This window comes from Citrobacter sp. wls708 (assembly GCF_005281255.1).
In the GTDB taxonomy this organism is placed as follows: Bacteria; Pseudomonadota; Gammaproteobacteria; order Enterobacterales; family Enterobacteriaceae; genus Citrobacter; species Citrobacter werkmanii.
The window spans coordinates 98,659-123,722 of the sequence record NZ_SZXE01000002.1 but is presented as its reverse complement, the minus strand read 5'-3'; the positions used below and the strand labels follow the sequence as shown (position 1 = coordinate 123,722).

At 52.1% G+C, this 25,064-nt stretch carries 28 protein-coding genes and 1 other annotated feature; of the genes, 17 read left to right on the top strand and 11 right to left on the bottom strand.

All coding sequences use genetic code 11. The annotated features are described in order from the left end of the window. The first annotated feature begins 52 nt into the window (after positions 1-52). On the top strand, positions 53-316 hold the full coding sequence (cedA, locus tag FDW97_RS01155; protein WP_071600734.1) for a cell division activator CedA: 264 nt from the start codon (positions 53-55) through the stop codon (positions 314-316). Between the two features lie 61 nt (positions 317-377). Here cedA and tcyP read toward each other — a convergent pair whose 3' ends face one another. The 4 genes from tcyP to hxpB all read right to left on the bottom strand — a co-directional run bounded on the left by tcyP (position 378) and on the right by hxpB (position 4,157). Then, entirely contained in the window at positions 378-1,769 is a 1,392-nt protein-coding gene (gene tcyP, locus FDW97_RS01150) for a cystine/sulfocysteine:cation symporter (RefSeq protein ID WP_006684833.1), read from the bottom strand. Between the two features lie 135 nt (positions 1,770-1,904). After that, the gene (locus FDW97_RS01145; protein ID WP_087050648.1) at positions 1,905-2,504 is read right to left on the bottom strand and encodes a metal-dependent hydrolase; all 600 of its coding nucleotides are present in this window, start codon (positions 2,502-2,504) and stop codon (positions 1,905-1,907) included. A gap of 83 nt (positions 2,505-2,587) precedes the next feature. Further along, a complete protein-coding gene (gene kduD, locus FDW97_RS01140) occupies positions 2,588-3,349 on the bottom strand; it encodes a 2-dehydro-3-deoxy-D-gluconate 5-dehydrogenase KduD (protein WP_137350535.1) in 762 nt (253 codons plus the stop codon). A 139-nt stretch (positions 3,350-3,488) separates the two neighbouring features. After that, positions 3,489-4,157, bottom strand: a complete 669-nt coding sequence (gene hxpB, locus FDW97_RS01135) for a hexitol phosphatase HxpB (protein ID WP_069324269.1) — start codon at positions 4,155-4,157, stop codon at positions 3,489-3,491. A 167-nt stretch (positions 4,158-4,324) separates the two neighbouring features. Here hxpB and FDW97_RS01130 point away from each other — a divergent pair, with 167 nt between their 5' ends. Then, complete coding sequence (locus tag FDW97_RS01130) at positions 4,325-4,861, top strand: YniB family protein (protein ID WP_087856703.1); 537 nt, start codon at positions 4,325-4,327, stop codon at positions 4,859-4,861. Positions 4,862-4,917: 56 nt separating this feature from the next. Here the strand turns inward: FDW97_RS01130 and FDW97_RS01125 are convergent, their stop codons facing one another. Both FDW97_RS01125 and pfkB read right to left on the bottom strand, forming a co-directional pair. Next, positions 4,918-5,778, bottom strand: coding sequence for a fructosamine kinase family protein (locus FDW97_RS01125; protein WP_069324267.1), 861 nt, complete (start codon positions 5,776-5,778; stop codon positions 4,918-4,920). Between the two features lie 270 nt (positions 5,779-6,048). Next, the gene (gene pfkB, locus FDW97_RS01120) at positions 6,049-6,978 is read right to left on the bottom strand and encodes a 6-phosphofructokinase II (protein WP_038640174.1); all 930 of its coding nucleotides are present in this window, start codon (positions 6,976-6,978) and stop codon (positions 6,049-6,051) included. 287 nt (positions 6,979-7,265) lie between these two features. Here pfkB and FDW97_RS01115 point away from each other — a divergent pair, with 287 nt between their 5' ends. Further along, positions 7,266-8,024 carry a YdiY family protein gene (locus FDW97_RS01115; RefSeq protein ID WP_038640176.1) on the top strand — a complete coding sequence of 253 codons (759 nt, stop codon included), beginning with the start codon at positions 7,266-7,268 and terminating at the stop codon, positions 8,022-8,024. A 165-nt stretch (positions 8,025-8,189) separates the two neighbouring features. On the opposite strand, the gene yniD is transcribed toward FDW97_RS01115, so the two are convergent. Further along, positions 8,190-8,297, bottom strand: coding sequence for a small membrane protein YniD (gene yniD, locus FDW97_RS01110; protein WP_087856702.1), 108 nt, complete (start codon positions 8,295-8,297; stop codon positions 8,190-8,192). Between the two features lie 302 nt (positions 8,298-8,599). Here yniD and thrS point away from each other — a divergent pair, with 302 nt between their 5' ends. The 14 genes from thrS (at position 8,600) to selO (ending at position 21,453) form a co-directional block, all read left to right on the top strand. After that, complete coding sequence (thrS, locus tag FDW97_RS01105) at positions 8,600-10,528, top strand: threonine--tRNA ligase (protein WP_032939806.1); 1,929 nt, start codon at positions 8,600-8,602, stop codon at positions 10,526-10,528. A 3-nt stretch (positions 10,529-10,531) separates the two neighbouring features. Beyond that, on the top strand, positions 10,532-11,074 hold the full coding sequence (gene infC, locus FDW97_RS01100; protein WP_048997935.1) for a translation initiation factor IF-3: 543 nt from the start codon (positions 10,532-10,534) through the stop codon (positions 11,072-11,074). A gap of 96 nt (positions 11,075-11,170) precedes the next feature. After that, positions 11,171-11,368, top strand: coding sequence for a 50S ribosomal protein L35 (gene rpmI / locus FDW97_RS01095; RefSeq protein ID WP_003030583.1), 198 nt, complete (start codon positions 11,171-11,173; stop codon positions 11,366-11,368). Between the two features lie 54 nt (positions 11,369-11,422). Then, entirely contained in the window at positions 11,423-11,779 is a 357-nt protein-coding gene (gene rplT, locus FDW97_RS01090) for a 50S ribosomal protein L20 (protein WP_003030578.1), read from the top strand. A gap of 119 nt (positions 11,780-11,898) precedes the next feature. Further along, positions 11,899-12,023: a sequence feature (Phe leader region), on the top strand. Next, entirely contained in the window at positions 11,904-11,948 is a 45-nt protein-coding gene (gene pheM / locus FDW97_RS01085; protein ID WP_001386830.1) for a pheST operon leader peptide PheM, read from the top strand. It overlaps the preceding feature by 45 nt. Before the next feature lie 165 nt (positions 12,024-12,188). After that, complete coding sequence (pheS, locus tag FDW97_RS01080; RefSeq protein ID WP_003832580.1) at positions 12,189-13,172, top strand: phenylalanine--tRNA ligase subunit alpha; 984 nt, start codon at positions 12,189-12,191, stop codon at positions 13,170-13,172. Positions 13,173-13,187: 15 nt separating this feature from the next. Beyond that, positions 13,188-15,575: a phenylalanine--tRNA ligase subunit beta gene (gene pheT, locus FDW97_RS01075; protein WP_121528964.1), complete on the top strand. Its 2,388-nt coding sequence runs from the start codon at positions 13,188-13,190 to the stop codon at positions 15,573-15,575. Between the two features lie 4 nt (positions 15,576-15,579). Then, a complete protein-coding gene (gene ihfA, locus FDW97_RS01070) occupies positions 15,580-15,879 on the top strand; it encodes an integration host factor subunit alpha (protein ID WP_003030571.1) in 300 nt (99 codons plus the stop codon). Positions 15,880-16,034: 155 nt separating this feature from the next. Beyond that, positions 16,035-17,015 carry a vitamin B12 ABC transporter permease BtuC gene (gene btuC / locus FDW97_RS01065; RefSeq protein ID WP_042308812.1) on the top strand — a complete coding sequence of 327 codons (981 nt, stop codon included), beginning with the start codon at positions 16,035-16,037 and terminating at the stop codon, positions 17,013-17,015. 60 nt (positions 17,016-17,075) lie between these two features. Beyond that, on the top strand, positions 17,076-17,627 hold the full coding sequence (locus tag FDW97_RS01060) for a glutathione peroxidase (RefSeq protein WP_038640185.1): 552 nt from the start codon (positions 17,076-17,078) through the stop codon (positions 17,625-17,627). Continuing rightward, on the top strand, positions 17,627-18,376 hold the full coding sequence (btuD, locus tag FDW97_RS01055; RefSeq protein WP_137350534.1) for a vitamin B12 ABC transporter ATP-binding protein BtuD: 750 nt from the start codon (positions 17,627-17,629) through the stop codon (positions 18,374-18,376). Before FDW97_RS01060 ends, btuD begins: the two co-directional genes overlap by 1 nt. 77 nt (positions 18,377-18,453) lie before the next feature. Further along, positions 18,454-18,918: an NlpC/P60 family protein gene (locus tag FDW97_RS01050; RefSeq protein ID WP_137350533.1), complete on the top strand. Its 465-nt coding sequence runs from the start codon at positions 18,454-18,456 to the stop codon at positions 18,916-18,918. Between the two features lie 317 nt (positions 18,919-19,235). Continuing rightward, positions 19,236-19,949, top strand: coding sequence for an EAL domain-containing protein (locus FDW97_RS01045; protein ID WP_137350532.1), 714 nt, complete (start codon positions 19,236-19,238; stop codon positions 19,947-19,949). A gap of 61 nt (positions 19,950-20,010) precedes the next feature. Continuing rightward, positions 20,011-21,453: a protein adenylyltransferase SelO gene (gene selO, locus FDW97_RS01040; protein ID WP_137350531.1), complete on the top strand. Its 1,443-nt coding sequence runs from the start codon at positions 20,011-20,013 to the stop codon at positions 21,451-21,453. On the opposite strand, the gene FDW97_RS01035 is transcribed toward selO, so the two are convergent. From FDW97_RS01035 to FDW97_RS01020, 4 genes are read right to left on the bottom strand one after another with little or no spacing between them, the layout of a single operon-like run. Next, positions 21,450-22,229: a heme ABC transporter ATP-binding protein gene (locus FDW97_RS01035; RefSeq protein WP_137350530.1), complete on the bottom strand. Its 780-nt coding sequence runs from the start codon at positions 22,227-22,229 to the stop codon at positions 21,450-21,452. The two genes, selO and FDW97_RS01035, sit on opposite strands and share 4 nt — an antisense overlap. Then, on the bottom strand, positions 22,222-23,214 hold the full coding sequence (locus FDW97_RS01030; protein WP_137350529.1) for an iron ABC transporter permease: 993 nt from the start codon (positions 23,212-23,214) through the stop codon (positions 22,222-22,224). Before FDW97_RS01030 ends, FDW97_RS01035 begins: the two co-directional genes overlap by 8 nt. Then, the gene (locus FDW97_RS01025) at positions 23,214-24,035 is read right to left on the bottom strand and encodes a hemin ABC transporter substrate-binding protein (protein WP_038640201.1); all 822 of its coding nucleotides are present in this window, start codon (positions 24,033-24,035) and stop codon (positions 23,214-23,216) included. The genes FDW97_RS01030 and FDW97_RS01025 overlap by 1 nt, the downstream gene beginning before the upstream one ends. Further along, complete coding sequence (locus FDW97_RS01020; RefSeq protein ID WP_137350528.1) at positions 24,032-25,063, bottom strand: hemin-degrading factor; 1,032 nt, start codon at positions 25,061-25,063, stop codon at positions 24,032-24,034. Before FDW97_RS01020 ends, FDW97_RS01025 begins: the two co-directional genes overlap by 4 nt. Between the last annotated feature and the right edge of the window lies 1 nt (position 25,064).

Here is a 25,064-nt window from a genome sequence, read left to right as displayed (position 1 = left end):
GGACGCGGGAGGGGAAAATCGGCTAAGATAACGGTTTTCTGATTTTTAGAATTTGTCTTTAGTGAAACAACTGATTATGAAACCTCTTCGCCAACAAAATCGTCCGGTTATTAGCTACGTGCCCCGTGTGGAGCCTGCTCCGCCAGAGCATGCGGTTAAAATGGATGCGTTTCGTGACGTATGGATACTGCGCGGTAAATATGTCGCTTTTGTCTTAATGGGGGAGTCGTTTCAGCGTTCGCCTGCATTTACGGTTCCGGAATCAGCGCAACGCTGGGCTAATCAGATTCGCCAGGAAAATGAACTGAGCGATTAACTGGATATAAAAAAACCGCCGGAGCATTACACGCCGGTGGTTTTTTTATCAGCAAACAGGCTTAACGATGCGCCAGTTCGGCGTTATCGTCGCTGTCCAGAATCGTTTTGTCGGTCTGCTTCAGCCACTGGCTGGTCAGCGTACCGGCAGTCATGGAGCCGCTAACGTTCAGCGCCGTACGACCCATATCAATCAGCGGTTCAACGGAGATCAGCAGCGCGACCAGCGTTACCGGCAGACCCATGGCAGGCAGAACGATCAGCGCGGCAAAGGTCGCGCCGCCGCCCACACCCGCAACGCCTGCGGAACTCACGGTCACGATACCTACCAGCGTGGCAATCCACATGGGATCCAGCGGGTTAATACCGACAGTTGGGGCGACCATCACCGCCAGCATGGCCGGGTACAGGCCGGCACAGCCGTTCTGACCAATCGTGGCGCCAAAAGAGGCGGCAAAACTGGCAATGGATTCAGGTACACCCAGACGACGGGTTTGTGCTTCAACGTTCAGCGGGATGGACGCGGCGCTGGAACGGCTGGTGAAAGCGAAAGTCAGGACAGGCCAGACTTTGCGGAAGTATTTCAGCGGGCTAACGCCGTTAACTCCCAGCAGGATCCCGTGTACCACAAACATAATGCCCAGACCGAGATACGAAGCGACGACGAAGCTGCCAAGCTTGATGATGTCCTGCAGGTTGGAGCCTGCAACCACTTTAGTCATCAGCGCCAGAACACCGTACGGCGTTAACTGCATAACCAGACGGACCAGCTTCATCACCCAGCTTTGCAGGGTATCGATAGCGACCAGAACACGCTCGCCTTTTGGGGCGTCATCTTTCAGCAGTTTCAGTGCGGCTACACCGAGGAATGCTGCGAAGATAACCACGCTGATAATTGACGTCGGGTTCGCTCCGGTCAGATCGGCAAACGGGTTTTTCGGGATGAACGACAGCACCAGTTGCGGAACGCTGAGGTCGGCTACTTTGCCAACATAATTGGTTTCAATGGCATTCAGGCGTGCGGTTTCAGCCCCGCCTTGTACCAGACCTTCGGCGGTCAGGCCGAACAGGTTGGTCACCAGAACACCTACCAGCGCGGCAATCAGCGTGGTAAACAGCAGCGTGCCGATGGTCAGGAAGCTAATTTTACCTAACTGAGAGGCGTTGTGCAGACGCGCAACGGCACTGAGAATAGAGGCAAAGACCAGCGGCATAACAATCATTTGCAGCAACTGGACGTAACCGTTGCCGACAATGTTGAACCACTGTACGGAATCTTTAAGAACCTGGCTGTCGGAGCCATAAATGGTGTGCAGCGCGAGGCCGAACACCACACCCATGACCAGACCGACCAGTACTTTTTTTGCCAGACTCCACTGTTTGTGACGGGCTTGCGCCAGCACGAACAGCAGCACTACGAACACGATAATGTTCGCGATTAATGGAAAGTTCATCCCCGTTCTCCTGATCTTATTATGCGGATCACCGTACGATGGTGATTCAGTTGGCGCAAGATTAGCAGAACTGTGACATGCCTCTTATATTCAAATGGAATTGTTTATGCCAAAAATGACATTTCGGCTGATTTATTAGTCAACCTGGTGCGTTATGAAACGATTAAACTGCATTTGTAGCGTATTTATCATTTGCGATGACCAGCGTACTGCACTGTTTTCTTGTACGGTCTGTGGCATCCAGATGGCCCAGGCAAACAGCGCCATACACAGGAATCGCTCCAGTTGATTCCCTTTTTGCGGCACAAGGATCGGCAGGCGAAAGCGCCAGCGACAGGGCCAAAGCAGGGGGACGCCTGCCGGGGTCAGCATGTCGGCCAGAATGTGGCTGAGATAACCGAGAACCATGCCCTGTAAGGCATCAGCTGGAATTATCCAGGTATCAGGGACTTTCAGGTAAAACGTGGCCAGCAGGGCAAAGACTGCCAGCAGGCTATGCGTAAACCCGCGATGGCCAAATGCGCGGGCAATGGGTTTCGATATCCACTTCAGACGCTGTCCGAGCAGAGATTTTGGATGATCGATATCCGGTAGCAGACATGTCAAAATGGCTGAAGGAACAATATGCCACCAGTCACCCTGCGCAAGAACGGGCGTTAGCTCGGCATTTTTGGCAAATACCGCACAGGCAATAGAAAAAAGAAGGTGGCCTTCCGCCGTCATGATAAAACCCAATAAACTGTCGATTCATACAGTATAGGGGTTTTATACAGTAGGCGGAAGAGGTGACGTTGTAACCCTTTGTCACAAGTGCGACATTACCGCGCCAGCCAACCACCATCCACGGCCAGCGTATAACCATGAATATAGTCAGAGGCTGAACTTGCGAGGAAAACGACCGGGCCTTTCAGATCGTCTGGCTTTCCCCAGCGTCCGGCTGGAATACGATCGATAATCTCCTGATTGCGCTCGCTGTCTTCACGTAGTTGCTGCGTGTTATTGGTCGCCATATAGCCTGGCGCAATAGCGTTGACATTAATACCTTGTGCAGCCCATTCATTAGCCAGCAGGCGGGTGATACCCAGTACACCGCTTTTCGATGCGGTATAGGAAGGAACGCGGATCCCGCCCTGAAATGAGAGCATTGAGGCAATATTAATTATTTTCCCACCGTTACCCTGCACCACAAACTGGCGCGCCACGGCCTGCGACAGAAAGAACACGGATTTGAGATTCAGGTTCATCACGTCATCCCAGTCTTTTTCGCTGAAGTCCAGCGCATCCTGGCGACGTATGGTGCCCGCATTATTGACCAGAATATCGATCCGACCAAATGCCTCCACCGTTTGTGTCACAATGCTGGCGAGTACGTCCTGTTGGCTGAGATCGGCCTGAATCGCCATAAAACGTCGACCGAGCGCGTTAATTTTCTCTGCGGTTTCATGCGGGGTTTTACGATTCACTCCGACCACATCACAGCCAGCTTCAGCCAGCGCCAGTGCCATACCTTGTCCAAGGCCGGTATCACATCCGGTGACGATGGCAACTTTACCTGCGAGACGAAAAGCGTCCTGAATCATATTCACCTCAATTATTCATTCCATTCACACTTTACCATGCGGAAAGAATAGGAGAGGCTGAGCAGAAATACAATTAAAATGAAACACCGTTTTAAAAAAACAATCTCACGGGCAATGATTCGCATTGCCCGTGAGAGGATTAGCCGCGCAGATGAACGGCTGTAAGTTCGGTGAGCGAGGACAGTTTTACGTCGGCCAGTACATAGCGAGGATCGTCCTGATTTTCATGTGCAGGCACCACGATAGAGCGCATGCGAGCCGCTTTCGAGGCGATCATGCCGTTGACTGAATCTTCCAGGGCAACGCAACTCAAAGGATCAATGCCCAGTTTCGCTGCGCAATCGAGATACACCTGCGGGTGCGGTTTGCTGTAGGGAAGTTTCTCTGCGGAGGCCAGTGCATCGAAGCTGTCGCGTAAACCAAACATGGTCAGCACTTTTTCCAGCATATGCAACGGTGATGCGGATGCCAGCCCGACCAAAAGTCCCTGCGATTTGCACAACGCCACGGCTTCACGTACGCCAGGCAGCAGCGGTCTTGTTTCTTCAACTAACGCAATAGCCCGCGTGATGATACGTTCAGTCACTTCCTGACGTGTGGGGCCATTCCACGGTTGCTGCGCAAACCACAAATCAACCACCATGTCGATGCGTAAGCCAAGGGTATCGGGAAGCTCATGGCGGCGAGTGATATCAACGCCTAAACTTGCCATCACATCCAGTTCGGCCTGATCCCAGAGCGGTTCTGAATCGACCAGTAATCCATCCATATCGAAAATTGCAGCAAGAATTTGACGCGGGGTTGACATCACAACCTCTCCTTTAGGGTGATAAAAGGGATTTCGAGCCAGTCATAACAGGCTCTGAGCGTTCATTATGGCTAATTCTCTATTATACCGCCTTTAAAGATCAGGCGAAAACGGTTATCAACGGGTAAACTTAGGCCAAAATGACACGTCTTTATCAAGGGGAACTCATGACGTATCAACAAGCTGGACGCATTGCCGTCTTGAAAAGGCTGGTGGGATGGGTGATTTTCATTCCAGCGCTGATTTCAACACTGGTTTCTGTACTGAAGTTTATGTATGCGCACAGCGAAAAGCAGGAGGGGATTAATGCGGTGATGCTCGATTTTGCCCATGTAATGATCGACATGATGCGGGTGAACACCCCCTTTCTTAACGTATTTTGGTATAACTCGCCGACACCCGATTTTCAAAGTGGACTCAATTTCGTTTTTTGGCTGATTTTCATCCTGATTTTTGTCGGCTTAGCGTTGCAGGATTCAGGTGCAAGAATGAGCCGTCAGGCGCGTTTTTTACGCGAAGGTGTTGAGGATCAACTGATTCTGGAACAGGCCAAAGGCAGTGAAGGGTTATCACGCGCACAAATTGAATCACGTATCGTGGTACCGCACCATACGATCTTTTTACAAATTTTTCCGCTGTATATATTGCCGGTGATCGTTATCGTCATCGGCTACTTCTTCTTCTCATTACTGGGCTTTTTGTAAGCGTTGAAACATCAGGCCTGCCGCATTGTGTAACGTCAGGCCTGATAAGCGCGTTGTTAAGCCGCCAGTAACCTATCCATCGCTTTCTGCGCCACAACCAGATGCTGCCCTCCGAACAGAATAGCCCGATTCAGCAGCGTATAGAGCTGGTAGACAGGCTGTCTGTCAAGAAAATCCAGGGGGAGCGGCGAGACGGACTGATAACCATCATAAATTTGCGGCGGCTGCTCGGTATGTAACGGCAGCATTGCCAGATCGCACTCTCTGTCTCCCCAGTAGCAGGCAGGGTCGAAGATGTAAGGACCGTTCGGGCCGAGCGCGCAGTTTCCCGACCACAAATCCCCATGCAGGAGAGACGGCTGCGGCTGATGGGACGAGAGGCGTTGCTGAACATGCTCGACAATGGCGTCAATATTGCCAAACGCAATACCTTTTTCAGCGGCGAGTTCCAGTTGCCAGCCAATGCGCTGCTCGGCAAAAAAAGTTGACCAGCGACGTTGCCAGGCATTGGGTTGCGGCGTGGTCGAGAGCGCATTGTCAAAGTCGAGTCCGAACTGCGGCTGATCGCTCCATTCATGCAAATGCGCAAGCTGTTGGCCGAGGATAAATGCATTGTGCGCGTCAAGCGGACGGGGAGGGAGGAAGTCCATCACCAGGAAACTGTAATCTCTGTCTGCGCCTACCGCCCAAACTTTCGGTACAGATACGGTTTGACTGCGGGAAAGTAGCTCCAGTTGATCGGCTTCCGCCGTAAAGCCGGTCAACAGCTCTCTTTCATCGCATTTGACGAAAAAATCGCGCCCCGCATAGCGTAAATGCCATGCGGCGTGGATCTCTCCGCCGGGCAGTTCATTACGCAGTTCGATTTCGCCTTCACCTAATTGCTCGCTTAAAAGACGACTGATAGCCTGCCACATGATGTCTCTCCCCATGTTGTCTGCCAGATCATAAGGTTAGCGCAAGAATGCGGTTAAAAAACACGAACTGACGCACACCACGGACGCGTCATCGCTGGAAAGGCACTTAATGTTTGTCGTTCTTCTTCATCTCGCACAGTTGTGGAGACGTCTGTTTGCACATGATTCACTTCTTTGTAATCACGTGATTTTTTATCATAGACGTATAACAACCATGCCGACAGTTTTACCGGAAAATCCCCCTTCCTGGTAAGAAGGGGGACGGTGGCATTACTGCGCAAGGTATGCATATATTTTTTGCGTATCGTCCAAAGCGCACAGACGCGTCCCCTGATTCAGGGTTGCTGCGCTACCGGCGGCAACCCCGAAACGAACAATATCGTCAAAAGGTGCGTTGTCAGCCAGTTTAAGCGTCATGGCGCCGACCATGCTGTCGCCTGCGCCTACGGTACTTTGACTTTTCACCGGTGGTGGAACCACCTGGACGCAGGTGTCGCGATCAACGCCCAGCGCCCCTTGTGGCCCAAGAGAGACCACGACGCGATGTGCTTTACCCGATTGCACAATCTCCTGCGCGGCTTTACGCACGTCATCAGGTTGGGTGAGTTCGCGGTTCACCAGCGCGCTCAGTTCTTTAAGGTTGGGTTTGACCAGTTCGATATTGCCGATGGCTAACGCCGCCGTTAGCGCCTCGCCTGAGCTATCGACGATGCAGCGAATACCCTGTTTTTGTGCTGAGGTAACGAGTCGGGTCAGCTTCTCAAGTTGTACGCCAGGCGGCAAACTGCCGCTAATCACCAGCAGCGCGCCGGACTCAATTTCCAGCACCTGATCCTGAAGCTGATAGAACTCATCATCGGTCAGCGCAGCCCCGGGCATAACGAAGCGATACTGCTCACCGCTGGACTCAACGTGGACGTGCAGATTTTGGCGGGTCCAGTCTTTGGCTTCGACTGTAGAGACGGGAACATTTTCGTCGGCGAGCAATGCAACAAGATGCTCACCCGTGGCCCCGCCCGCGGGGAAGATAGCCGTCGCAGTACCGCCAAGATGCGCTATTGCACGAGCGACGTTGATACCGCCGCCACCGGGTTCAAAAACCGGCGAGGTACAGCGAAGTTTACCCTCAGGGTAGATTTGCGGAGTAATTGTTGCGCTATCGAGAGAGGGCGCAAGTGTTAACGTATAGATACGTACCATCTTTACCTCCTGTTAGGCTGCCTTCAGTCTGGCACTTAACATCCCGAAAGTGAAGTAATTAACAACATGATTTTTCATATCTTTATTTAAAATTATCGGGTCAAAGTTATATAAATAAAATATCGATTTAAGAACGCTCTTATTCAAAAAATGAAATAAGAATTTATTGCTATGTTATTCGAGTCTTTTTATAATTTGTTACCTTTCAAGGGTCTTTTGTCATTGATCCATATGAAAGTTTCCGAGACCGTTATGGTCTCTTTTTTTGTTGTACGGACTCTTAATAAATGAAGCTTTTGAAGACAGTGCCCACAGCATTCATGCTGATGGGAGGCCTGCTTGCGTCAATGCATGCTGCCGCCGATGATTCCGTTTTTACTGTCATGGATGATCCTTCCAGCGCGAAAAAACCCTTTGAAGGTAACCTGAACGCGGGATATCTCGCCCAGTCAGGCAACACAAAAAGTTCTTCTTTAACTGCAGACACCAACATGACCTGGTATGGTCAAACTACAGCGTGGTCTCTGTGGGGAAATGCCAGCAACACCTCCTCAAATGATGAGCGTTCATCAGAGAAATATGCCGTAGGGGGCCGTAGTCGTTACAACATGACCGACTATGACTATCTCTTTGGGCAGGCAAGCTGGTTGACCGACCGCTACAACGGTTATCGCGAGCGTGACGTACTGACCGCAGGTTACGGTCGTCAGTTCCTTAATGGGCCGGTGCACAGCTTCCGTTTTGAATTCGGTCCTGGTGTTCGTTATGACGAGCACACTGATGGCACCACCGAAACGCAGCCGTTGGGCTATGCGTCCGGGGCGTATGCGTGGCAGATGACGGATAACACCAAATTTACTCAGGGTGTATCGGTATTCGGTGCTGACGATACGACACTCAACTCTGAAACGGCTTTGAACGTTGCCATCAATGAACACTTCGGGTTAAAGGTGGCTTACAACGTGACCTGGAACTCTGAACCGCCGGCAACGGCGCCGGAGCATACCGATCGTCGAACGACTGTTTCGCTCGGTTATCGTATGTAATGACAAGCCGGGTCAAATAATTGGCCCGGTTTTCCCAATTAAAGTTAAGTTTATTTAATATTTAATCTACGTTTTATTTTTACCACGTACCAATAACGCGCTATTTTTCAGGTAAATTCTATTTAATAGATAAATAAACGGAACCGTACTGCCGGTGCCAATAATTTAACCCCAGATCATTGCGGCCCAACGCAGCATCAGCATGGCCGCACAAATAACAAGCAGAATCACAACTATTTTCCAGTGTTTCTTCGCAAAGCGATTTGTTGGCATAGTTCTTTCCCGCTCATATTCGATGACTTTCGGCAAGTGTAACAAAGACGTCAGGGTGTCAGTGAATTGATTTACATCATACAGTGCGCGTTGATTGCTGCTTTGATCGGCTCGTAACACCGTGTACACTGTCAACGGTGTTATCAAAAAAAGGGCGTAGGTCCAGCGTCGCCACCAAGGCGACCCGTGACATATTTCGCAGAGTGAAGCGGGAATCAGCCCACACCTTTTTGATAATTTTAAATATTGAATCTTTGTATGTGCTCTTACGTGTGGGGCACCACTGCAAATAAGGATATAACATGCCTGTTATTACTCTTCCTGATGGCAGCCAACGCCATTACGACCACGCTGTAAGCCCCATGGATGTTGCGCTGGACATCGGTCCAGGTCTGGCGAAAGCCACGATTGCTGGCCGTGTTAACGGTGAGCTGGTAGATGCTTCCGATCTGATTGAACATGATGCGAAGCTCTCCATCATCACCGCGAAGGATGAAGAAGGTCTGGAGATCATTCGTCACTCCTGTGCGCACCTGTTAGGGCACGCGATCAAACAACTCTGGCCGCACACCAAAATGGCGATCGGACCGGTTGTTGACAACGGTTTTTACTACGATATCGATCTTGACCGTACGTTAACCCAGGAAGACGTCGACGCGCTCGAGAAGCGGATGCACGAGCTCGCTGAGAAAAACTACGATGTCATTAAGAAGAAAGTCAGCTGGTACGAAGCGCGTGAAACCTTCGTGAAGCGTGGCGAGACCTATAAAGTCTCTATTCTTGATGAAAACATTGCCCATGATGACAAGCCTGGCTTGTACCATCATGAAGAATATGTCGATATGTGCCGTGGCCCGCACGTGCCGAACATGCGTTTCTGCCATCACTTCAAACTGATGAAGACCGCAGGGGCATACTGGCGTGGCGACAGCAATAATAAGATGCTGCAGCGTATTTATGGTACTGCATGGGCAGATAAAAAAGCCCTCAACGCCTACCTGCAACGTCTGGAAGAAGCCGCCAAACGCGATCACCGTAAAATCGGTAAACAGCTTGACCTGTATCATATGCAGGAAGAAGCGCCGGGTATGGTGTTCTGGCACAATGATGGCTGGACTATCTTCCGTGAACTGGAAGTCTTCGTTCGTTCGAAACTGAAAGAATATCAGTATCAGGAAGTTAAAGGTCCGTTCATGATGGACCGCGTGCTGTGGGAAAAAACAGGTCACTGGGATAACTACAAAGATGCGATGTTCACGACGTCTTCAGAGAACCGTGAATACTGCATTAAGCCCATGAACTGCCCGGGCCACGTACAGATCTTTAATCAGGGTCTGAAATCTTATCGCGATCTGCCGCTGCGTATGGCTGAGTTTGGTAGCTGCCACCGTAACGAGCCGTCAGGCGCGCTGCACGGTCTGATGCGTGTTCGTGGCTTCACTCAGGATGATGCGCATATCTTCTGTACTGAAGAACAGATCCGTGATGAAGTTAACGCTTGTATTCGTATGGTCTACGATATGTACAGCACCTTTGGCTTCGAGAAGATCGTCGTCAAACTGTCCACTCGCCCCGAAAAACGTATCGGTAGCGATGAAATGTGGGACCGTGCTGAAGCTGACCTGGCCGTTGCGTTGGAAGAAAACAACATCCCGTTTGAGTTCCAACTGGGTGAGGGCGCATTCTACGGTCCGAAAATTGAATTTACCCTGTATGACTGCCTCGATCGTGCATGGCAGTGCGGTACTGTACAGCTGGACTTCTCTCTGCCGTCCCGTTTAAGCGCCTCTTATGTTGGCGAAAACAACGAGCGTCAGGTGCCGGTTATGATTCACCGCGCAATTCTTGGGTCGATGGAACGTTTCATCGGTATTCTGACCGAAGAGTTTGCTGGCTTCTTCCCGACCTGGCTTGCGCCGGTTCAGGTTGTGGTCATGAACATTACCGATTCTCAGTCTGAATACGTTAACGAATTAACGCAGAAACTACAAAATGCGGGCATTCGTGTAAAAGCAGACTTGAGAAATGAGAAGATTGGCTTTAAAATCCGCGAGCACACTTTACGTCGTGTCCCTTACATGTTGGTCTGTGGCGACAAAGAGGTTGAAGCAGGCAAAGTTGCCGTGCGCACCCGTCGTGGCAAAGACTTGGGCAGCCTGGACGTAAATGAAGTGATTGAGAAGCTGCAACAAGAGATTCGCAGCCGCAGTCTTCAACAACTGGAGGAATAAGGTATTAAAGGCGGAAAACGAGTTCAAACGGCACGTCCGAATCGTATTAATGGCGAGATTCGCGCCCTGGAAGTTCGCTTAACAGGTCTGGAAGGCGAAGCTTTGGGTATTGTGAGTCTGAGAGAAGCAATCGAAAAAGCTGAAGAAGCTGGAGTAGATTTAGTTGAAATCAGCCCTAACGCCGAACCGCCAGTTTGTCGTATTATGGACTACGGCAAGTTCCTTTATGAAAAGAGTAAGTCTTCTAAGGAACAGAAGAAAAAGCAAAAAGTTATCCAGGTTAAGGAAATTAAATTCCGTCCTGGCACCGACGATGGCGATTACCAGGTAAAACTCCGCAGCCTGGTACGCTTTCTGGAAGATGGCGATAAGGCTAAGATCACGCTGCGTTTTCGCGGCCGTGAGATGGCCCACCAACAGATCGGTATGGAAGTGCTCAACCGCGTCCGTGACGATCTGAGTGAACTGGCAGTAGTCGAATCCTTCCCTACGAAGATCGAAGGCCGTCAGATGATCATGGTGCTCGCTCCTAAGAAGAAACAGTAAGGCCTTCAAGTAGCAATGTCTGTGGAGCCTGCGGGTTCCACAGCCGTTGTTCGCCTACGTTTCGTTTATTAACAATGCGAAGTGGAAGTTATTAAAATGCCAAAAATTAAGACCGTACGCGGTGCTGCTAAGCGCTTCAAAAAAACCGGTGGTGGTGGATTTAAGCGTAAGCACGCAAACCTGCGTCATATTCTGACCAAAAAATCTACTAAGCGTAAACGTCACCTGCGTCCAAAAGGCCTGGTTTCTAAAGGCGATCTGGGTCTGGTTATCGCGTGCCTGCCGTACGCATAAGCCGTTAACGTTTAATTAATTTTTTACTAAGAATATAGATACAGGAGAGCACATATGGCTCGCGTAAAACGTGGTGTAGTTGCCCGTGCACGTCACAAGAAAATTTTGAAACAAGCTAAAGGCTACTACGGTGCGCGTTCTCGCGTATACCGCGTTGCCTTCCAGGCTGTTATCAAAGCTGGTCAGTACGCTTATCGTGACCGTCGTCAGAAAAAGCGTCAGTTCCGTCAACTGTGGATTGCGCGTATCAACGCAGCAGCACGTCAGAACGGTATTTCTTACAGCAAATTCATCAACGGCCTGAAAAAAGCCTCTGTTGAAATCGACCGTAAGATCCTGGCTGACATCGCAGTATTCGACAAAGTAGCGTTCACCGCTCTGGTCGAAAAAGCGAAAGCAGCTCTGGCATAAGCCGGTGAAAAGAGGGAGCCTGGCTCCCTCTCTTTTATTGTAGCGCAATCAATTAGTTGACATTTTACCCGTAAGCCTTTTCAATAAAGGTTGTCCGGTTTTTACCACATAAGGTAATGCAAGCATGAATGCTGCTATTTTCCGCTTCTTCTTTTACTTTAGCACCTGAATCCAGGAGGCTTGCGCGTGAAAGAAGAAACGGAAAACAGCGCCTAAAAGCCTCCCTGGTGGAGGCTTTTTTTATACGCGTCATCCTTCAAGTTGTCTCTGTGTTGGCTGCATTCGCTCACCCCAGTCACGTACTGATGTACGCTCCTGAGGATTTGCTCTTTTGCCGCCTTGATACAACCTGAATGATTTTGCGTATAGACGAGCGACTAGTGAATATCGCCACATAACGAGGAAAACCATGTCACATCTCGCAGAGCTGGTTGCCAGTGCAACGGCCGCCATTAACCAGGCTTCAGATGTTGCCGCGTTAGACAATGTCCGCGTCGAATATTTGGGCAAGAAAGGGCACTTGACCCTTCAAATGACAACCCTGCGCGAGCTGCCGCCAGAAGAGCGTCCGGCAGCAGGTGCGGTGATAAACGAAGCCAAAGAGCAGGTACAGCAAGCGCTGAACGCACGTAAAGCCGAATTAGAAAGTGCTGCGCTGAATGCCCGTCTGGCTGAAGAAACGATCGATATCTCTCTGCCGGGACGTCGTATCGAAAATGGCGGTCTGCATCCGGTAACACGTACTATCGATCGTATTGAAAGCTTCTTCGGTGAGTTGGGCTTTACCGTGGCGACCGGTCCGGAAATCGAAGATGACTATCATAACTTCGACGCACTGAATATTCCTGGCCATCACCCGGCGCGTGCTGACCACGACACTTTCTGGTTTGACGCGACCCGTCTGCTGCGTACGCAGACTTCCGGCGTGCAGATCCGCACCATGAAAGAAAAACAGCCGCCGATCCGTATCATCGCCCCTGGGCGCGTATACCGTAACGATTACGATCAGACGCACACCCCAATGTTCCATCAGATGGAAGGGCTGATTGTTGATACCAACATCAACTTCACCAACCTGAAAGGTACGCTGCACGATTTCCTGCGCAACTTCTTTGAAGAAGACCTGCAGGTTCGCTTCCGTCCTTCTTACTTCCCGTTCACCGAACCTTCTGCGGAAGTTGATGTGATGGGCAAAAATGGCAAATGGCTGGAAGTGCTGGGCTGCGGGATGGTTCACCCGAACGTGCTGCGCAACGTGGGTATCGATCCGGAAATCTACTCCGGCTTTGCATTCGGTATGGGTATGGAGCGTCTGACCATGCTGCGTTATGGCGTGACCGATCTGCGTTCTTTCTTCGAAAACGATCTGCGTTTCCTCAAACAGTTTAAATAAAGGCAGGATAAAACAATGAAATTCAGTGAACTGTGGTTACGCGAATGGGTAAACCCGGCGATTGATAGCGATGCGCTGTCAAACCAAATCACGATGGCGGGTCTGGAAGTTGACGGTGTGGAACCTGTTTCGGGCGCGTTCAACGGCGTTGTGGTGGGTGAAGTGGTTGAGTGCGCTCAGCACCCGAACGCTGACAAACTGCGCGTCACCAAAGTGAATGTAGGCGGTGACCGCCTGTTGGATATCGTCTGTGGTGCGCCGAACTGCCGTCAGGGCCTGAAAGTGGCGGTGGCAACCGTGGGCGCCGTACTGCCAGGCGACTTTAAAATTAAAGCAGCGAAACTGCGCGGTGAACCGTCTGAAGGCATGCTGTGCTCGTTCTCCGAGCTGGGTATTTCCGACGACCATAGCGGCATTATCGAACTGCCCGCCGATGCGCCAATTGGCGCCGATATCCGCGAATATCTGAAGCTTGACGACAACACTATCGAAATCAGCGTTACGCCGAACCGCGCCGACTGCCTGGGTATCATCGGCGTGGCACGTGATGTTGCCGTACTGAACCAGGCTCCGCTGGTTGAACCTGAAATGGCGCCAGTAGCCGCAACCATTAGCGATGTCCTGCCGATTCAGGTCGACGCGGTGGAAGCCTGCCCACGCTATCTGGGGCGCGTGGTGAAAGGCATCAACGTTAAAGCGCCAACCCCGCTGTGGATGAAAGAAAAACTGCGTCGCTGCGGCATCCGCTCTATCGATGCCGTGGTTGACGTAACGAACTATGTGCTGCTCGAACTGGGTCAGCCGATGCACGCGTTCGACAAAGACCGCATTGAAGGCGGGATTGTTGTCCGGATGGCAAAAGAGGGGGAAACCCTGGTTCTGCTGGACGGCAGCGAAGCTAAACTGCATGCGGATACGCTGGTGATTGCCGACCATAACAAAGCGCTGGCCATGGGCGGCATCTTTGGTGGCGAACATTCCGGCGTGAATGATGAAACGCAAAACGTCCTGCTGGAATGCGCGTTCTTCAGTCCGCTGTCTATTACCGGTCGCGCACGTCGTCATGGCCTGCACACCGATGCTTCTCACCGCTATGAGCGTGGTGTCGATCCTGCGCTGCAGTACAAAGCGATGGAGCGTGCTACCCGTTTGCTGATTGATATCTGCGGCGGTGAAGCCGGTCCAATTATTGATGTAACCAACGAAGCGACGCTGCCAAAACGCGCGACCATTACGCTGCGCCGCAGCAAACTGGATCGTCTGATCGGACATCATATTGCTGATGACCAGGTGAGTGATATTCTGCGTCGTCTGGGTTGTGACGTCACGGAAGGTCAGGATGAGTGGAAAGCGGTAGCGCCGAGCTGGCGTTTCGATATGGAAATCGAAGAAGACCTGGTCGAAGAAGTTGCCCGCGTTTACGGTTATGACAATATCCCGAATACGCCAATTCAGGCAGGTCTGATCATGGGTACGCATCGTGAAGCGGATTTATCGCTGAAACGTGTAAAAACCATGCTGAATGACAAAGGCTACCAGGAAGTTATCACCTACAGCTTTGTCGACCCGAAAATTCAGGCATTGCTGCATCCGGGTGAAGAATCGCTGCTGCTGCCAAGCCCAATTTCTGTTGATATGTCGGCAATGCGCTTGTCGCTGTGGACCGGTTTGCTGTCAACGGTGGTGTATAACCAGAACCGTCAGCAGAACCGTGTGCGTATTTTTGAAACGGGTTTACGTTTCGTACCGGATACGCAGGCCAACCTCGGGATCCGTCAGGATCTGATGCTGGCAGGCGTGATCTGCGGTAATCGTCATGATGAACACTGGAATCTGGCAAAAGAGACCGTTGATTTCTATGATTTGAAAGGCGATCTGGAAGCGGTTCTCGACTTGACCGGCAAACTGGCGGACATTCAGTTCAAAGCTGAAGCGAATCCAGCACTGCATCCGGGTCAGTCTGCGGCGATTTATCTGAAAGGTGAACGTATTGGTTTCATTGGGGTTGTTCATCCTGAGCTGGAACGTAAACTGGATCTGAACGGTCGCACTCTGGTGTTTGAACTGGAGTGGAACAAGCTCGCAGACCGCGTGGTGCCTCAGGCGCGTGAAGTTTCTCGCTTCCCAGCGAACCGTCGCGACATCGCAGTCGTTGTGGCAGAAAACGTTCCCGCTGCGGATATTTTATCCGAGTGTAAGAAAGTTGGCGTAAATCAGGTAGTTGGCGTAAACTTATTTGACGTGTACCGCGGTAAGGGTGTTGCGGAGGGCTATAAGAGCCTCGCTATCAGCCTGATCCTTCAGGATACCAGCCGTACACTTGAAGAAGAGGAGATTGCCGCTACCGTCGCCAAATGTGTAGAGGCATTAAAAGAGCGATTCCAGGCATCATTGAGGGATTGAACCTATGGCGCTTACAAAAGCTGAAATGTCAGAATATCTGTTTGATAAGCTTGGGCTTAGCAAGCGGGATGCCAAAGAACTGGTCGAGCTGTTTTTCGAAGAGATTCGTCGTGCTCTGGAAAATGGTGAGCAGGTAAAACTCTCTGGTTTTGGTAACTTCGATCTGCGTGATAAGAATCAACGTCCGGGACGTAACCCGAAAACGGGCGAAGATATTCCCATTACAGCACGGCGCGTGGTGACCTTCAGACCCGGACAGAAGTTAAAAAGTCGGGTTGAAAACGCAACGCCCAAAGAAGAGTGATTTAACGATTCGTTAAACCACTTGCGTTGCCATCAAAGCGGCAGCGTAAAGCATGACGTATATAACTAAAAAGGCCGCTCTGCGGCCTTTTTCCTTTTCACTACCGAAACAGCACCGTAGAATCACCCCCATCTCTTTTCAGCAGAATGGAAAACATGCTGACTTTCGCCCATCAACAGCAGCGACGAAACGTGCGCTGGATACTGTCACTGTCAGTGCTGATGTTACTGGCAACGATTTTAAGCCTGTGCGCAGGAGAACAGTGGATCGCTCCTGGCGACTGGTTCAGCGCCCGCGGCGATCTGTTCGTCTGGCAAATCCGCTTTCCTCGTACCCTCGCCGTTTTGCTGGTAGGCGCTGCGTTGGCTTTATCCGGTGCGGTAATGCAGGCCCTCTTTGAAAATCCACTCGCGGAACCGGGTCTACTGGGCGTGTCTAACGGCGCAGGTGTAGGACTCATTGCTGCTGTGCTGCTCGGGCAGGGGCAGCTTCCCGGCTGGGCGTTGGGCTTATGTGCCATCGCCGGGGCGCTGATTATTACTCTCATTCTGTTACGCTTTGCCCGTCGTCATTTGTCTACCAGTCGCTTGCTGCTGGCGGGAGTGGCGCTGGGCATTATCTGTAGCGCGTTGATGACGTGGGCCATCTATTTTTCCACCTCTTTTGACTTACGACAACTGATGTACTGGATGATGGGGGGCTTTGGCGGCGTCGACTGGCATCAGGCCTGGCTGATGGTGGCGTTGATCCCCGTACTGATATGGATCTGCTGTCAGTCTCAGCCGATGAATATGCTGGCGCTGGGGGAAACTTCTGCGCGCCAACTGGGGTTACCATTATGGTTCTGGCGCAATCTGCTGGTGGTCGCCACAGGATGGATGGTCGGCGTAAGCGTGGCTCTGGCGGGTGCGATTGGTTTTATTGGGTTGGTTATCCCCCACATTTTGCGGTTGTGTGGTTTAACCGATCACCGTGTTCTCCTGCCTGGCTGCGCGTTGGCTGGCGCAATCGCATTATTGTTTGCTGATGTTGTCGCGCGTTTGGTCTTGGCTTCGGCTGAACTGCCCATCGGCGTGGTGACGGCTACCATGGGAGCACCGGTATTTATCTGGCTATTGTTGAAAGCCGCGCGCTAGAAAGCGTTGGTTCGGTCTATGATTAAAAACTGAAAATCAACCTGTTGTTCTGGAGATGCTATGCAAGACACTATCCTCAATACAGAAGTGACGACCATTGACGGCGAGGCGACTACGCTGCAACCGTATTCCGGCAATGTACTGTTAATCGTCAACGTTGCTTCAAAATGTGGACTGACGCCGCAATACGAACAACTGGAGAACCTGCAGAAAGCCTGGCATCAGCAGGGCTTCAATGTGCTTGGTTTTCCCTGCAATCAGTTTCTGGGCCAGGAACCGGGCAGCGAAGACGAAATCAAAACGTACTGCAGTATGACCTGGGGCGTTACTTTCCCGATGTTCAGCAAGATTGACGTCAACGGCGAGGGGCGTCATCCGCTGTATCAGAAGCTGATTGATGCCGCGCCAACGGCTGTGGCGCCAGCAGACAGTGGATTCTATGAACGTATGGCCAGTAAAGGCCGGGCGCCGCTCTACCCGGACGATATCCTGTGGAACTTTGAGAAGTTTTTAGTGGGACGGGATGGGCAAGTACTGCAACGATTCTCTCCGGATATGACGCCTGAGGATCCGATGCTGGTGCAAAGCATCAAGAAGGCGCTGGCAAACTAATGTCTCGATTGATGCAGCTACAGGATGTAGCGGAATCGACCCGGCTCGGCCCGCTTTCTGGCGAAATAAAAGCAGGAGAAATCCTGCATTTGGTGGGGCCTAACGGTGCGGGGAAAAGTACTCTGTTGGCGCGTATGGCGGGTTTGACGACCGGGGAGGGCAGCATCACCTTCGGCGACATGCCGCTTGAAGAGTGGCCGGCAGCAAAGCTGGCGCAATATCGTGCTTATCTTGCGCAACAGCAAAACCCGCCTTTTGCCATGCCGGTCTGGCATTTTCTGATGCTGCATCAACCCGACAAAGCGCGTGCCGATCTGTTACAGGAGGTCGCCGATGCGCTTGGTCTGGGGGATAAGCTGGGGCGTGGCGTCAATCAACTCTCCGGCGGTGAGTGGCAGCGTGTGCGCCTGGCGGCCGTTATTTTGCAAATTTGCCCGCAAGCTAATCCATTCGGTCAGCTTTTACTGTTGGATGAGCCGATGAACAGCCTGGACGTCGCGCAACAAAACGCCCTGGACAGGTTGTTGGGCCAGCTGTGTTTGCAGGGAATAGCGATTGTGATGAGCAGCCATGACCTCAATCATACCTTGCGCCATGCGCATAAGGCCTGGTTGCTCAAACGTGGGAAGCTGCTTGCCAGTGGCTCACGTGATACGGTCCTGACACCAGCTAATCTGTCTGCGGCTTACGGCGTGAACTTCCGTCGTTTGGATATCGAAGGTCACAGAATGCTCATATCAACCACTTAAGTTAAATGGGTTCTTGAAAATCCTGTAATTTCCACGCTAAATTGGCATAAAAATAAAATCCAGAGGATTCGTCCTGAATGCGCTTTTGGCTCCTTTTCATCACAGCATTGTTTTTGGCGGGCTGCAGCAGCCATCGTGCTCCTGCGCCAAATGCCCATTTGTCGAATTCTATCGCCGTGATCGCCGGTCTTAATGACCAGCTACAAACCTGGCATGGTACACCTTATCGTTATGGTGGTATGAGCCGTAGCGGGGTGGATTGCTCAGGGTTTGTTTTGATGACGATGCGGGATAAATTCGATCTACAACTCCCGCGCGATACGCGCATGCAATCAAAGATTGGTACCGAAATCGATAAAGATGATTTGCTGCCAGGCGATCTGGTTTTCTTTAAAACCGGATCCGGAGAAAGTGGTCTGCATGTCGGCATTTACGACACCAATAATCAATTTATTCATGCCTCAACCAGCCGCGGAGTGATGCGCTCGTCACTGGATAATGTCTACTGGCGTAAAAACTTCTGGCAGGCTCGACGTATTTAATCCTCACAACTGACGAGGCTGCTAACGACTGTGCAGCCTCGACATTTTCATTTGAATGCTAACTGTTATTACTGCTTCCGCCGATCAATAACCCTGTGTGTTAAGAGTGTATCTTGCTAAAAATATGATTTATGCCGGGATATTAAAAAGTGCAAAGCTGGATATTCGCTTATAATCACGATAAGCTAAAAAAAAGGATTCGATTTACTGGCTATAAAGGGACAAATGAAAGAGCCTCTACTTGCATCAGCAGTAACGTATTTCTCCATCCTTTGCTACAGGATGCCGGATAACACCTATGCAGAGGGGCTGGTACGATGATTGTTTCACTGGATAATCTTTATCAATCGGAGTTGTCTTTTCTTCCTGCGAGAAGTGAAAAAGGCGATCTTGAATTCGTAGATATCATCACCAGTTTTGCCAGCCTGCAGGGGGATGTGCGCATACCAACCGAGCTGGTCTTACCTCGGATGTCGGACGATGAACAATGTCGTTTATTTGCAGAGAAACTAGAATTAATCGAAACGTGCCAACATTTTTTTATTCAGCGAAAAGTCTCAGTCTGGATTAATTTAACCCCGGCAGTTGCTCATACTTTATTATCAGACGCTGAATATGCTTCACAAATTGAACGATTTTCATTTCTGGAACTGGCTATTAATGAAAGCTATCCAGAGTTAAACAAGGGTAAAGACAATCCAACGCTGGCTGCACTTGCGGCAAGATTTCCATTAATTCTGCAAAATTATGGCGCTGGCGGCATATCAACGCGGGCAATTTTTGATGGCCTGTTCAAACGTGTGGTGTTGGATAAAAACTTTGTTCAACAAAGGATTGCACATATTTCATTTGAACCATTTATGCGCGCTATCCAGGCGCAAATATCACCCTGCTGTGAGTCAATCATCATTAGCGGTATTGATACGCAAGAAATGTTGGCACGAGTACTTTCCCTCGGTTTCAGCGCCATGCAGGGAGGACTGTGGCCTGCGGTACCGCCCTCGCAGATAATTTCGTTATCGAGGATATAACCCTTTTATTTGCTGGTGTTTAACAGGCTATTAACAGTCTACACTAGAGACAGGAGGCCCTATGACCCTGTCTTTTACCACCCGCTGGCGTGATGAATTACCAGCAACCTATACAGCACTCTCGCCTACGCCCCTGAAAAACGCGCATCTTATCTGGCATAACGATGCTCTGGCTGAGCAATTGGCTATTCCTGCGGCGCTGTTTACTATTCCAGAGGGTTCAGGCGTTTGGGGAGGCGAATCCTTGCTTCCCGGGATGTCGCCTTTAGCGCAAGTTTATAGCGGACATCAGTTCGGCGTTTGGGCCGGGCAGCTTGGTGACGGACGCGGGATCCTGCTGGGCGAACAACAGCTTGCTGATGGCTCGACGCTTGACTGGCACCTTAAGGGTGCCGGACTGACGCCTTATTCCCGCATGGGGGATGGGCGCGCCGTGCTGCGTTCAACCATTCGCGAAAGCCTGGCCAGCGAGGCGATGCACTATCTGGGAATACCCACCACGCGGGCATTGTCGATTGTCACCAGCGACACGCCGGTATATCGCGAAACGGTAGAGCATGGGGCGATGCTCATTCGCGTGGCGCAAAGCCATATGCGCTTTGGCCATTTTGAACACTTTTACTATCGCCGCGAGCCGGAGAAAGTCCGTCAACTTGCAGACTTCGCGATTCGTCATTACTGGCCGCATTGGCAGGAAGAAGCCGATAAATATCAGCTGTGGTTTAGCGATATTGTCACGCGTACCGCAAGCTTAATCGCCGACTGGCAGGCGGTAGGGTTTGCGCATGGCGTTATGAATACGGACAACATGTCTATTCTGGGGCTGACGATGGATTACGGTCCGTATGGTTTTCTTGATGACTACGTGCCGGATTTTATCTGTAACCACTCCGATCATCAGGGACGATACAGTTTCGATAATCAACCTGCAGCCGCGCTGTGGAACCTGCAACGTCTGGCACAAACCCTGTCGCCATTTATCCCGGTCGAGGCGCTCAATGATGCGCTGGACAATTACCAACTGGCGCTGTTAACGCGTTACGGTCAACGGATGCGGCAAAAGCTCGGCTTCTTTAGCGAGCAGAAAAACGATAACGAGCTGCTGAGTGAACTGTTTAGCCTGATGGCGCGAGAAAGAAGCGACTATACGCGAACGTTTCGCATGCTCAGTCTGACGGAACAACACAGTGCGCTATCTCCGCTACGCGATGAGTTTGTGGATCGTGCGGCGTTTGACGACTGGTTCACACGGTATCGCTCGCGCCTGGAACAGGACAGCGTTGCTGACGATGTCAGACAAACGCAGATGAAGGCGGCAAACCCGGCGATGGTTTTACGCAACTGGCTGGCGCAACGGGCGATTAGTCAGGCGGAGCAGGGAGATTACGCCGAGCTACATCGGCTGCACCAGGCGTTGCGTACCCCGTTTGTCGATCGCGATGATGACTATGTCAGCCGGCCGCCTGAGTGGGGCAAACGGCTGGAAGTGAGCTGTTCAAGCTAAGGCGCCAGAAACACCTGGGGGGACACGTTGGCCGGATGATGGCCAACGTGAACCTCAGCACCGTACCAGCGCATCAGATCATCGGCCCGTAACACGGTCTCCGGCGTCCCTTGCGACGCCAGCCTGCCATTATGCAGTAACACTATTCTGTCAGCCCATAAAGCTGCCAGATTCAAATCGTGAAGCACAATACACACATGCAGCTCTCCTGAAGCGACAAGCGTTTTCAGTAACCGCAGCAGATGTTGCTGGTGGTAAAGATCCAGCGCCGAGGTGGGTTCATCAAGAAATAACCAGCCGCGAGGCGCTCCGTCGCACCAGAGTTGCGCCAGGGCGCGGGCTAACTGCACGCGCTGTTGCTCGCCGCCGGAAAGCGTGGCGTATTGCCGACCTGCCAACGGCGCGCATCCGGTCATCTCCATCACCTGCGCGATAAGGCGAGGTTCCGAACGCTGGGTCCAGGGCGCACGGCCCATCGCGATAACGGCCTCTACCGGCCAGTCAAATCCCAGTTGCGTTTGCTGACGCATCACCGCCCGATGGCGCGACAGCGTCTGCATATGCCACTCATCCAGCGCTTTGCCCGCCAGCATGCAGCGCCCGGCAATCGGTTTGAGAAAACCGGTCAACAGGCGCAGCAGGGTAGATTTCCCCGCACCGTTTGGGCCGATGAGCGCCACCAGTTCACCTTTTGCGAGGGCAAGCGATACATCAGCAATCACCGACCTGCCAGCCACGCGATAGTGAAGTCCTTCAGCAACGAAATGTTCAGCCATGCGATCCTCGCTGACGAAAAATAAGCCATAAAAACCATGGGGCGCCGAGCAGACTGGTTAACAGACCGACCGGCATTTCCGCTGGCGCAACTGAAGTGCGGGCCAGCGTGTCGGCAATCAGTAATAAAAACGCGCCCGCCAGCACGGAACCGGGGATAACGGCCCGATGGTCTGCGCCGAGCCACATACGTATTAAATGCGGGATAACCAGCCCGATAAAGCCAATTACGCCGCTTACTGCCACCGCTGCGGCTACCAGCAAGGCGCTGCAAAGCAGTAAAATACGCTGGATTGTACGCACATTCACGCCAAGATAATGCGCCTCTTCCTCGCCCAGTTGCAGCAGGTTCAGGGCCGAAGCCAGACGCCAGACGATCAGCACCGTCGGGATAGCCAGCGAGGTAACTGCCAGCAGCGTGGACCATTGCGCAGCGCCCAGACTTCCCATCCCCCACAGCGACAGCTGGCGCAGTTGCGCATCATTACTGACCCACGACAGAACGCCAACAGCCGCCCCGCAGAGCGCGTTGATCGCAATACCGACCAGCAGCAGCCGCGAGAGTGAACCGTCGCGCTGTTGGCTGAGGATAAAAATCACCACGGTTGCCGCCAGTGCACCGACAAATGCAGCCAACATTGGCGCATACAGCATCAGTAGCGCGGGCAAAGAGACAGGCAGTACCACCCACAGGGCGACGGCGCAGGCCGCACCGCTGCTAATTCCGAGTAATCCCGGGTCGGCAAGTGGGTTGCGAAACAGTCCCTGCATCACACAACCGGATAGCGCCAGAGAACCGCCAATCACCAGCGCCAGCAGAACACGGGGCAGGCGAATAGTGAGCCAGATTTGACGCAGAGTTTCATTGTCATCACGCCAGAGCAGACTTACCGGCAGGCGCAACGCGCCAAAACCGGTAGCCAAAAATGTCATTACGACCAGCATTAGCGCCATGACCCACAAAGAACAAGTGATTCGTCGGGACATCAGGGCAATTGCTCTGCTTTCGCGCGTAGCTGCAAAATGGCCTGCGGCGTGCGGATACTGAAGCCAAGCAGTGCCATATCATCAACCTGCAATACCTGTTTATTCCGTCCCGCAGGTGTTTGCGCCAGCCCCGGCAGCGCCCACAGGCTCGCCTCGCCACCCATTGCCTTAACACCTTCCCGTGAAATCACCACCAGGTCCGGCTGGCTGGCAATCACACCTTCTTGTGAAAGAGGTTGATAACGGTTAACCCCCTGCATCGCGTTGCGCAAACCGGCGGCGCGAATAGCGGCATCGGCTCCGGTTTGCTGGCCTGCGGCCATGGCGGTCATCCCACCATGATTAAGAATAAACAGGACGCGTTTGTTAAGTTCAGATGACGGGAGCGCCGCCAGCTCCTGACGTAAGGTTGCACGCAACGTTTCGCCATCGGCCTCCCGGTGAGTCGCCTCGGCAATGACGCGAATTTTTCCATCAATCGCGTTAAGGTCGTTGTTTGCCGGGATCGTAACAACCCTGACGTTGCTCTGCTCGACCTGTTTTAGCGCCAGAGAAGGCTGCGCCTGCGCACTGGCAAGGACCAGCGTCGGACGGGTGGCAAGGATCCCTTCGGCGTTAAGCTGGCGTAAATAGCCGACGTCAGCCAGGGCGTTTGCGGCTTCAGGCCACTGGCTGGTACTGTCTCGCGCCACAAGCGTTGACTGGGCCCCCAGCGCGTACACAATTTCGGTGACGTCGCCCCCCAGAGTAACGACTCTTTCCTCGGGGACCGCCAGCGCAGTAACGGGCAGCAACGCAATCAGGAGCAGCAATTTGTTCATGCGGCCAGCCCTTTCGGCGTCAGTGCGTCAATTTGCGCGCGCCATTGCGTTTGCTCCGGTTCGCCTTCCGTACGTTGACCATACAGTTGGGCAATCTGTGTGCCATCGGCCGCAAACAGTTCCAGACTGGTAACGTGTCCATCGGCGGTTGGTTTGCGCGTTACCCACGTTTCAGCCACGCTTTCTTCCAGCAGATGTAATGTAAATGCTGGATTGAATATATTCAGCCAGCCTTTCATCGGTACCAGTTTTTCTATCACGCCGGTAAAAATTTGTACGCAGCCGCGATTACCCACAAACACCATAATTTCATTGCCATCCTGACGCGCGGTATTGAGTAACTGCGCCAGTGCGCCATTGGTTACTTTACAGGCCAGGTCATCGCCTACCAGATTAAACGCCTGTTGGCGAGTGAGATCGTGGCGTTTCAGCAGACCGAAGAACTGGTGGACATCGGTCATGGCTCGCCACTCTTGATCCACGGTCTGTGCATCAACGGTGACGGTAGCAGGAGCAGGGTTTTTAGCGGATTGCAGCGCCAGTGGCGGGTTTTCAGTGAAGATGAAACGGCTCAGTAACGCTGCCCATTCTTCAACGAGGGTATTTTGTGTGGCATAGACCTTCAGTAATGCATCACCCTGATGGTCGAAAAACTGAATGCTCTGACGCTCGCCGTGAGCGGTTGTTTCTCTGATATGAAAGGCGCTTGCCCACTGATTCAGGAACAGACGCAGATCGAGGGCGCGTGGATTGAGTACCAGCCCGGCATGCCCGCTCAGGTGCTGGTTGGTAAAGGTGCCGACCTGCTCATGCACCGCATATTCGTTGCGGCAAATACATTTGGTTTCGCCTACGGCTTCCAGCGCGCCGAGGATTTCGCGGACTTCGCCACGTAAACGCCAGGCGTCATGACCGACGCGCGCGAAGGTCAGTTCTGCCTCGCTGATGTGCATCATAGCCGCGATGTCACGTGCGTATTTGCCAGGGTTTTCTTTTTTCAGTTCCAGCCAGCGTGTGTGGTGATTCATT